The organism is Lentzea sp. (assembly GCF_035525475.1).
In the GTDB taxonomy this organism is placed as follows: Bacteria; Actinomycetota; Actinomycetes; order Mycobacteriales; family Pseudonocardiaceae; genus Lentzea.
Genome location: NZ_DATLEC010000059.1, coordinates 52581 through 58764, shown reverse-complemented (window position 1 = coordinate 58764; position 6184 = coordinate 52581). Strand labels below are relative to the sequence as shown.

Here is a 6184-nt window from a genome sequence, read left to right as displayed (position 1 = left end):
GTCGGGACGTCGACGTCGCGCGACTCCTTGATGGGCTTGCCGTTGTCGAGCGACTCCAGCACCGCGAGCTCGCGCCCGCGTTCCTGGATCTGCCGCGCGATCCGGTAGATGTACTTGGCGCGCTCACTGCCCGGCATCTTCGACCACACGCGGTCGTACGCGCGTCGGGCGGCCTTGACAGCGGTGTCCACATCGGACTTGCTCGCCGTCGAGACCTCCGCCAGCACCTCCTCGGTACCGGGGTTGATGGTCTTGAGCGGCTCTCCGGAGCCCTCGACGAACTGGCCGTCGACGAACATCCGGTAGTTCGGCTTCAGGTTCGCGATGTCCCGCGACTCGGGCGCGGGGGCGTATTCCCACATGTCTTCTCAGTCCACCGTCACGTAGTCCGGGCCGCTGTAGTGGCCGTCCAACTGGGTCCGCCGCTGCATGAGCAGGTCGTTCAGCAACGTCGACGCGCCGAACCGGAAGAGGTGCGGGTCGAGCCACTCCGGCCCGGCCACCTCGTGCACGGCCACCAGGTACTTGATCGCGTCCTTGGTCGCGCGGATGCCGCCGGCGGGCTTGACCCCGCGCAGCTCACCCGTCTGGTCCTTCCAGTCCCGCACCGCCTGCAGCATCACGTGCGTGACCGGCAGCGTCGCGGCGGGCTGCACCTTGCCGGTCGACGTCTTGATGAAGTCACCCCCGGCCAGCAGCGCGAGCCACGACGCGCGGCGCACGTTGTCGTACGTCACGAGCTCGCCGGTCTCGAGGATCACCTTGAGGTGCGCGTCCCCGCACGCCTGCTTGACCTTCACGATCTCCTCGAACACCTGCCCGTACCGGCCGGAGAGGAACGCGCCGCGGTCGATCACCATGTCGACCTCGCTCGCGCCCTGCTCGACGGCGAACCGGGTGTCGGCCAGCTTGACGTCCATCGTGCTGCGCCCGCTGGGGAACGCGGTCGCGACGCTGGCGACGTTGATCCCGGTGCCCTGGAGCTCGTCGGCCGCGGTCTTGACCATGTCGGGGTAGACGCAGACCGCCGCGACCTTCGGCACGTCGGGCCGCTCGGGGTCGGGCCTGCGCGCCTTGGCGGCGAGCGAGCGCACCTTGCCGTGGGTGTCCGCGCCTTCGAGCGTGGTGAGGTCCACCATGCTGATCGCCAGGTCGATGGCGTGCAGCTTGGAGGCCTTCTTGATGCTCCGCGTGCCGAGGCCCGCGGCTCGTTGCTCGACGCCGACCTGGTCGACGCCGGGGAGCCCGTGCAGGAAACGCCGCAGCGACGATTCGTCGCGCACGGCGTCAGCCAGGGCCGACGGCGGTGTCGTTGGAGCAGCCATGCCCGCGAGTCTAAGCGGATTGGGACGCCCGTCCTAAGTGAGGACGTTTGCGCAGCTCAGCACCGCTGTGGGGTGGTGTTCGACAGCGGATCGGGCCGTCTGAGATGACGACCCCGCCCGCGTCACTCGAGTAGTTCGCGCAGGATGCTGGACTTCTTCTTCTTCGGCCCCTTCACCTCGACCGCACCCATGATGGCGAGGCCGGTGATCCGCACGGTCGGCGCGCCCGGGATGTGCCGCCGCCCCGGCGCGTGGTCCTCGAAGGCGCCCATGAAGCCGAACCCGTCGACGTTGACGTTGATGTCGTCGGGCACCCGGATCTCCACGCCGCCCCAGAACGCGAAGCAGCTGATGGTGACCTCCTGCTCGGCGAACCGGGCGTGGGTCAGGTCGATCTCGATGCCGCCCATGACCGCGACGGCGTTGTGCATGCGCGGGACCACCCACTGGCCCTTGCGGTTCACACCGGACCAGAAGGCGACCGACACCGCGCTGCCCGGCTCGCCGCCGACGACGCGGTCGCTGACGACCGGCTGGTGCTGCGGCGACATCGGCACCATCGTGGGCTGCGGCATGCCGCTCAGCACCAGGTCGGCGGTGATCGGGACCAGCTCGCCGTACGTCTTCGCGGCGTAGACGGCACCCAGGCGCTCGTCCAGCTCGTGGATGTCGAGGCGCCCCTCGGCCGTCGCCTTGTGCAGCACCTGCGCGATCCGTTCCCGGTCCGCGTCCGAGGCGCGCATGTGACTCTGGTCAGCCGCCGGTACCAGCTCGTCGCTCACCCGATCGAGTCTAGAACCACTACTTCCTGTTCGGGGCGTACTTGACCGTGATCGCCAGGGCCACCACCGGCACCAGGGCGAGCACCGTCGCGAGGGCAGGGTGGTAGCCCCACGTCACCGGCAGCACGCCGATCACCAGTGCGAGCGTCCCCGACACCCCGAGTATGACCAGCGGCGACTCGCACCACTGCTGGGCTGGCTCCTGTTCGACCATCACCGTCAGCACCTCCGCGTCTCAACCCGATACGAGACACTTCGGAGCCGATTCGCCGAACCTGTACTCCCGGATCGTGTGGTTTGAGCGGCCGGATCAGGCGGTCGGCCGCCGCAGCGGCAGGCCCGCCGCCCGGTAGATCGAGTCGATCACCGTCATGTTCTTCACGGCGTCGTCGGCGGTCGTCGGGAACGACTTGCCGTGCAGCACCGCGTCGGTGAACGCGTCGAGCTGGTAGGCGTAGGTCGCGCGCCTGCCGAACTTCTCCGACGAGCTCTTGTCCTTGAGCCGCAACGACAAGCGGTGGTGGAGCTGCGGGCCGAGCGGGTTGAGGACCTTCAGCGTCCCGTTCTCGCCGATGGCCTTCATCGACAGCTTCAGCACCGTCGACGACCAGAGCGACGCGTGCACGGAACCCGTGTGGCCGGAGGGGAAGCGCAACGACGCACGCATCGCCCTGTCGATGGAAGGCCCGCGCAGCAACGCCTTCGCCGACCGCACCTCGGGCTCCTCGCCGCCGAGCAGACGTGCCATGTGGACGGCGTAGCAGCCCGCGTCCATCATCGCGCCGCCCGCGAGCGCGTAGTCGTAGCGGATGTCGGAGAACACCGGCAGCGGGAAGCAGACGGACGCCTCGACGTGCCGCACCGGGCCCAGCACGCCGGACCGCATGATCTCGTCGACGCGCACGGCCAGCGGGTGGTAGCGGTAGTGGAACGCCTCCATCACCACGAGACCGGAGGCGTTCGCCGCCGCGGCGACGGTGGCGGCCTCGGCGGCGTTGGCGGTGAACGGCTTCTCGCACAGCACGTGCTTGCCGGCCTCCAGTGCGGCGAGCGTCCACCTGCCGTGCAGGCCGTTGGGCAGCGGGTTGTAGACGGCGTCGACGGCGGGGTCCGCCAGCAGTTCCTCGTATGAGCCGTGCACGCGCGGGATGCCGTGCCTGTCCGCGAACGCCCGGGCCTTCTCGGCCGACCGCGCGGCGACGGCCAGGACCTCGGCGACCGTGGAGGAGCGGGCCGGGTTGATGACGGCGGCCGGCGCGATCGTGGCCGCGCCGAGCACTCCGATGCGCACGTGGTCTGTCACGCGGCGACCCTACACCGCTGGTTAACGCTGTTCACTCCACCAGATCGGTCGTCCGCGGCGGGAAGAACGGGATCTTCTCGACCGGCGACGGGTCGGACCAGGCCCACGACTCCATCTGGCGGCGCGAGCGCCTGCCGAAGAACGCGCGCCACAGCTCGTAGCCGTCGACCTCCAGGGTGATCGGGCCGTCGCCGAGGACACCGGTCCCGGTCCTGACGGCGACTCCCTCCAGGCGGCGCGGCGTCATCCACACCAGCGTGGGCTGCCACACCGCGTCCGGCAGGCGTTCGCGGCCGAGCGCCGCGCGGAGGTCGGCCTCGTGCGTGATCGCGTCCAGTGCCAGCTGGAACGGGATGCGCGGCATCTCGCTGATCCGGTCGCCGGAGACGTTCCACTGCTCCAGCAGGTCGTCCACCGGGACGTCCGCGCGCTCGGCCACGTGCCGCGCGGTCCACTCGTCCGACGGCGCGCCCTCCGTGCGGCCGCTCACCAGATCGGCGGCCGAGCCCGAGAGGTGCGCGATCACCTGGTGCACGGTCCACTCAGGACAGGCGGGCACGGTGCGGGCCAGCTCGTCGGCGCTCAGGCCCATCGTCAGGCCGATGATGCGTTGACGTGCCTCGCGGTAGATCTCTTCGAACACCCTCGGCTCCTCGCAGCGGTTACGGTGTCGGGCATGGACGTCCTGGTGGTCGATCATCCACTCGCCAAGGCGAGACTCACAACCATGCGCGACGCGCGCACGGACAACGCCGCGTTCCGCGCGGCGTTGCAGGAGCTCACCGTCATGCTGGTCTACGAGGCCATGCGCGAGGCTCCGCTGAAGGAAGAGCGCACGCACACGCCGGTCGCGCGCACCACCGGCCACCGGCTGGAGAACCCGCCGCTGCTCGTGCCCGTGCTGCGGGCCGGTCTGGGCATGGCCGACCAGGCGCACAAGCTCATCCCGGACGCCCAGATGGGGTTCGTGGGGCTCGCGCGCGACGAGGAGACGCTGCAGCCGACGCCGTACATGGAGTCGTTGCCGGAGAACCTCGCCGGACGCCCGGTGCTCGTGCTCGACCCGATGCTCGCCACCGGTGGCTCGATGGCCTACACGATCCGGCTGCTGACCCAGCGCGGCGCGACCGACGTGACGGCCGTGTGCGTGCTCGCGGCGCCCGAGGGCATCAACCACCTCGAGGACTCGAAGCTCCCGGTGCGCCTCGTCACCGCGTCCGTGGACGAGCGGTTGAACGACTCCGGCTTCATCGTTCCCGGCCTGGGCGACGCCGGTGACCGTCTGTACGGGGCGGTTTAGGACATACCTCCGATCGGACGTAGCAGTGGTCTAGACCTCAGGCCTATCGTGCTGTGGACCACATCGCCGCTGCCGCGAACGACTGAGGAGATTCATGTCCAGACGGAGATGGGGTGTCGCCGCCCTGGCGGTCGGCGCCCTGTCCGCGTCGCTGGCCGTTGCGCCCGCGAACGCCGACGTCGAGACCCAGGGGCACCACGGTTACTCGAAGGCCCGGACCGTCGGGTACTTCATCCAGTGGGGCGTGTACGGCCGGAACTTCCGGGTCAAGAACCTCGTGGACAGCGGAGCCGCCGCGCGGCTCACGCACCTGAACTACGCCTTCGGTTTCCTCGACGAGTCGGGCAAGTGCGTCAGCGCCGACCCGTGGGCCGACTGGCAGATGCCCTTCACCGCGGAGCAGTCCGTGAGCGGCGAGGCCGACGAGGCCGGGCAGGTGCTGGCGGGCAACCTGAACCAGCTCAAGCAGCTCAAGGCCAAGTACCCCAAGCTGAGGGTCAACATCTCGCTCGGCGGCTGGACCGGTTCGCGCTACTTCTCCAACGCCGCGCTGACCCCCGAGTCGCGTGCCGCGCACGTCAAGTCGTGCACCGACATGTGGATCAAGGGCAACCTGCCGGGCCTGCCGGAGGGCGCCGCGAAGGGCATCTTCGACGGAGTCGACCTCGACTGGGAGTGGCCCTCCAGCAACGGCAACACGGAACCGCCCAACGTGGTGCGTCCCGAGGACAAGCAGAACTTCACCAAGCTGCTCGCCGAGTACCGCGGGCAGATGGGCTGGAACCGCGACCTGACCGCGTTCCTGCCGGCCGACCCGAAGCAGGTGGACGCGGGCTTCGAGGTCGCGAAGGTGTTCTGCTACCTGACTTTCGGCACCCTGCAGGGCTACGACTACCACGGCGCGTGGGACCCGAACGCGAACCAGCAGTCCGCGCTGCGCGTCCCGAAGGGCGACCCGGCGCAGTTCGAGTTCAGCTCCGAGGTGACGGTCGACGCGTGGCTGCGCCGCGGTGCCCCGCGCTCGAAGGCCGTGCTCGGCGTTCCGTTCTACGGCCGCGGCTGGACCGGTGTCGCGCCGGGCACGCGCAACGGCCTGTTCGGCACGGGCACGCCCGCACCGGCCACGTACGAGGCCGGCTACGAGGACTTCAAGGCCATCAAGCCGAAGCTGGCCGACCCCCGGTACAAGATCTACCGCGACGAGCGCGCCGGCTTCGCGTGGATCTACGACGGCACGACGTGGTGGACCTACGACGACGCCACGGAGATGAAGCGCAAGGCCCGTTTCATCAACGACCGCAAGCTCGGCGGCGCGATGATCTGGTCGCTCGACGGTGACACCGCCGACGGCGAGCTCATCAAGGCGCTCGACGGCGCCCTGAAGTAGGGCCGCACCAGACGGACTGTCCTAACCGGACAGTCCAGCGGGTCCGGGGAGGTTTCGCGGCGGCCGCCTCCCCGGATTCCGCGTTTC

General features: G+C 69.6%; 8 protein-coding genes. 2 read left to right on the top strand and 6 right to left on the bottom strand.

Annotated elements, in window-relative coordinates; genetic code table 11:
- The 6 genes from VM306_RS10235 to VM306_RS10210 all read right to left on the bottom strand — a co-directional run.
- The coding region (locus tag VM306_RS10235) for an aldehyde dehydrogenase family protein (RefSeq protein WP_325513421.1) at window positions 1-362 on the bottom strand (362 nt) is incomplete at its 3' end.
- A gap of 6 nt (window positions 363-368) precedes the next feature.
- The gene (gene deoC, locus VM306_RS10230; protein WP_325513419.1) at window positions 369-1325 is read right to left on the bottom strand and encodes a deoxyribose-phosphate aldolase; all 957 of its coding nucleotides are present in this window, start codon (window positions 1323-1325) and stop codon (window positions 369-371) included.
- Window positions 1326-1447: 122 nt separating this feature from the next.
- Complete coding sequence (locus VM306_RS10225; RefSeq protein ID WP_325513417.1) at window positions 1448-2107, bottom strand: DUF1707 SHOCT-like domain-containing protein; 660 nt, start codon at window positions 2105-2107, stop codon at window positions 1448-1450.
- Between the two features lie 19 nt (window positions 2108-2126).
- Window positions 2127-2324: a hypothetical protein gene (locus VM306_RS10220; protein ID WP_325513415.1), complete on the bottom strand. Its 198-nt coding sequence runs from the start codon at window positions 2322-2324 to the stop codon at window positions 2127-2129.
- A 93-nt stretch (window positions 2325-2417) separates the two neighbouring features.
- The gene (locus tag VM306_RS10215) at window positions 2418-3410 is read right to left on the bottom strand and encodes a Gfo/Idh/MocA family oxidoreductase (RefSeq protein ID WP_325513413.1); all 993 of its coding nucleotides are present in this window, start codon (window positions 3408-3410) and stop codon (window positions 2418-2420) included.
- A gap of 31 nt (window positions 3411-3441) precedes the next feature.
- Window positions 3442-4053 (bottom strand): maleylpyruvate isomerase N-terminal domain-containing protein, encoded by a 612-nt coding sequence (locus VM306_RS10210; RefSeq protein WP_325513411.1) that lies wholly within the window; start codon window positions 4051-4053, stop codon window positions 3442-3444.
- A 33-nt stretch (window positions 4054-4086) separates the two neighbouring features.
- On the opposite strand from VM306_RS10210, the gene upp reads away from it, so the two are divergent.
- Both upp and VM306_RS10200 read left to right on the top strand, forming a co-directional pair.
- The gene (upp, locus tag VM306_RS10205) at window positions 4087-4710 is read left to right on the top strand and encodes a uracil phosphoribosyltransferase (RefSeq protein ID WP_325513409.1); all 624 of its coding nucleotides are present in this window, start codon (window positions 4087-4089) and stop codon (window positions 4708-4710) included.
- Between the two features lie 94 nt (window positions 4711-4804).
- Window positions 4805-6097 (top strand): glycoside hydrolase family 18 protein, encoded by a 1293-nt coding sequence (locus VM306_RS10200; protein ID WP_325513407.1) that lies wholly within the window; start codon window positions 4805-4807, stop codon window positions 6095-6097.
- Window positions 6098-6184 lie beyond the last annotated feature (87 nt).

Bases quoted from the DNA above. Each gene is read 5' to 3' on its own strand.
- deoC (WP_325513419.1), bottom strand. From the start codon at position 1,325: ATGGCTGCTCCAACGACACCGCCGTCGGCCCTGGCTGACGCCGTGCGC.
- VM306_RS10200 (WP_325513407.1), top strand. From the start codon at position 4,805: ATGTCCAGACGGAGATGGGGTGTCGCCGCCCTGGCGGTCGGCGCCCTG.
- upp (WP_325513409.1), top strand. From the start codon at position 4,087: ATGGACGTCCTGGTGGTCGATCATCCACTCGCCAAGGCGAGACTCACA.